The sequence below is a fragment of the Kitasatospora sp. NPDC047058 genome (genome assembly GCF_040643935.1).
GTDB lineage: Bacteria > Actinomycetota > Actinomycetes > Streptomycetales > Streptomycetaceae > Kitasatospora.
Genome location: NZ_JBEYVJ010000661.1, coordinates 1 through 2,736, shown reverse-complemented (window position 1 = coordinate 2,736; position 2,736 = coordinate 1). Strand labels below are relative to the sequence as shown.

The 2,736-nt window shown below is 74.6% G+C and carries 1 protein-coding gene; it reads left to right on the top strand.

What is annotated here, in order from left to right:
* Positions 1-2,736 (top strand): amino acid adenylation domain-containing protein (locus ABZ885_RS38920; RefSeq protein ID WP_360199599.1); only part of this gene is annotated, 2,736 nt, incomplete at both ends.

Genomic DNA, 2,736 nt, shown 5'->3' with positions numbered 1-2,736 from the left:
CCGGACTCGCCGGTCTACATGATCTACACCTCGGGCTCCACCGGGCAGCCGAAGGGCGTGATCAACCGGCACGACTCGCTGGCCAACCGGCTCCTCTGGATGCAGGACGCGTTCGGCCTCACCGGCGACGACAAGGTCCTGCAGAAGACCCCGTACAGCTTCGACGTGTCCGTCTGGGAGTTCTTCTGGCCGCTGATGACCGGCGCGGCGATCGTCGTCGCCGAGCCCGGCGGCCACCGGGACCCGGAGTACCTGAAGCGCACCATCCGCGACCACCGGGTCACCACGGTGCACTTCGTCCCCTCGATGCTGAACGTCTTCCTGGAGGCCGAGGAGCTGGCGGAGCACTGCGGCTCGCTGCGCCGGGTGGTGTGCAGCGGGGAGGCGCTGCCGCGCCGCACGCTGGAGGTGTTCGCCGGGGCGCTCGACTGCGAACTGCACAACCTGTACGGGCCCACCGAGGCCGCGATCGACGTGTCGCACTGGCCGTGCACCCTGGACTACCCCGGCCAGGTCGTGCCGATCGGCAAGCCGATCGCCAACGTCCGGCTGTACGTGACGGACCGCGACCTGACGCTCCAGCCCGTCGGCGTGCCGGGCGAGTTGTGCATCGGCGGGGTGGCCGTGGCGGCCGGCTACCACCGGCGCGACGAGCTGTCCGCGAAGGTCTTCGTCACCGACCCGTACGGCACCGGACCGGACGCCCGGCTCTACCGCACCGGCGACCTCGCGCGCTTCCTGCCCGACGGGCAGATCCAGTACCTCGGGCGCATCGACAACCAGGTCAAGCTGCGCGGGCTGCGCGTCGAACCGGACGAGGTCGCGGCGGTGCTGCGCGGCCTGCCCGGGGTCAAGGACGCCGCCGTCGTCGTGCACACCACCGGCGCCGCCCAGGCGCTGGCGGCGTACATCGTCCCGGCCGAGGCCGACACCGAAGGGGCGGACGGGTCCGTCGCGCCGGCCCTCGACCCGGAGGGCCTGCGGTCCGCGCTGCGCGGCCGGCTGCCCGAGTTCCTCGTCCCGCAGTACCTGGTCACCGTGCCCGACCTGCCGACCACCCCGAACGGCAAGCTGGACCGACGCGCCCTGCCCGACCCGGTCGCCGCCGGCGCGGCGGACCGCACCGCCGCGCAGCTCGACGGCGTCCGCCAGCACGAGGTGGCCCGGGTCTGGCGCGAGGTCCTCGGCGTGCCGGCGGTCGGCGCCGACGACCGGTTCTTCGCCCTCGGCGGCGACTCCATCCTCGCCCTGCGGGTCGCCGCCCGGCTGCGCGAGGCCGGCTGGGCCGTCGACCTGCGCGACGTGATCGCCCACCCCACCGTCACCGGACTCGCCGCGGCGCTGACCGAGCGCGACCCGGACGCCCCGGCGGCGGCCCCGGCGGAACCGTTCGCGCTGCTCTCCCCTGCCGACCGGAGCCTGCTGCCCGCCGACGCCGAGGACGCGTGGCCACTCACCAGGCTCCAGTCCGGCATGATCTACCACTCGCTGCTCGACGAGGACTCGCCGGTCTACCACGACATCTTCGACTACGAGTTCACCGGCCCGGCCCGGCCCGAGCTGCTCCGCCAGGCCGTCGCCGCGACGGTCGCCCGCCACCCCCAGCTGCGCTCCCGCTTCGACCTGGACGAGTACGGCGAGCCGCTGCAGATCGTCTCGGCGCGGGCCGACGTCGCGGTGGAGGTCACGGACCTGACCGGTCTCGACCGGGCGGAGCAGGACCGGGCGGTCGCGGAGTGGGTCGAGCAGGAGAAGCTCCTGCCCTTCGACCTCTCCCGCCCGCCGCTGCGCTTCCGCGTCCACCTGCGGGGCCCGGACGGGCTGAACCTCGGCGTCTCGTTCCACCACCTGATCCTGGACGGCTGGAGCGTGGCCCTCGTGGTCGCCGGGATCCGCCGCCGGTACGCGGCCCTGCTCGCGGGCCGCCCGGAACCCGCCGACGCGGCGGCCGAGCCCGGCTACGGCACGTACGTGGCGCTGGAGCGGGCCAGCCTGGCGGGCGCGGCGGACCGGGAGGCCTGGCAGCGGCTGCTCGCCGGCTTCCCCGTCACCCGGCCGGCCGGTCCGCAGCCGGACGGCTCGATCGAGACGGCCACCGTCGAACGGACCGTCCCGGCCGAACTCGCCGACCGGGCACGGCGGTTCGCCGCCGAGTTCGGCGTGCCGGCGAAGTCGGTCCACCTGGCGGCGCACTGCGCGGCGCTGGCCGACCTCACCGGCGGCGCCCGCCTGATCACCGGGGTGGTCGGCCACGGGCGCCCCGAACTCCCGGGCGGTACCGAGATGGTGGGCCTGTTCCTGAACACCCTGCCGTTCCCCGTCGAGGTGCCGGAGACGCCGGGACCGGAGCTGGTCGGCGCGGTGTTCGCGACCGAGCGGGCGATCGTCCCGCACCGGCGCCTCCCGCTCGCGGAGATCGAACGCCTCTGCGGCGGACCGCAGTTCGACGTGGTGTTCAACTACACCGACTTCCACGCCTACGCCGAGGACGGCGGGGGCTCCCCGGCCGGCCAGGGCACACCGGCCGACGGCGGCGTCCGGATCGACGGCGCCCGGTACTTCGAGCTGACCAGCTTCCCGATGACCGTGCACGTCCACCAGGACCAGTTCGAGGGCGTGCTGCGGCTGGACGTCTGCCACGACCCCGGCCGGATCAAGCCCGCCGTCGTCGAGGGCTTCGTCGACGGCTACCTGGCCGCCCTGGAGTCGCTCACCGCGGGCGCGGCCCAGCCGGCC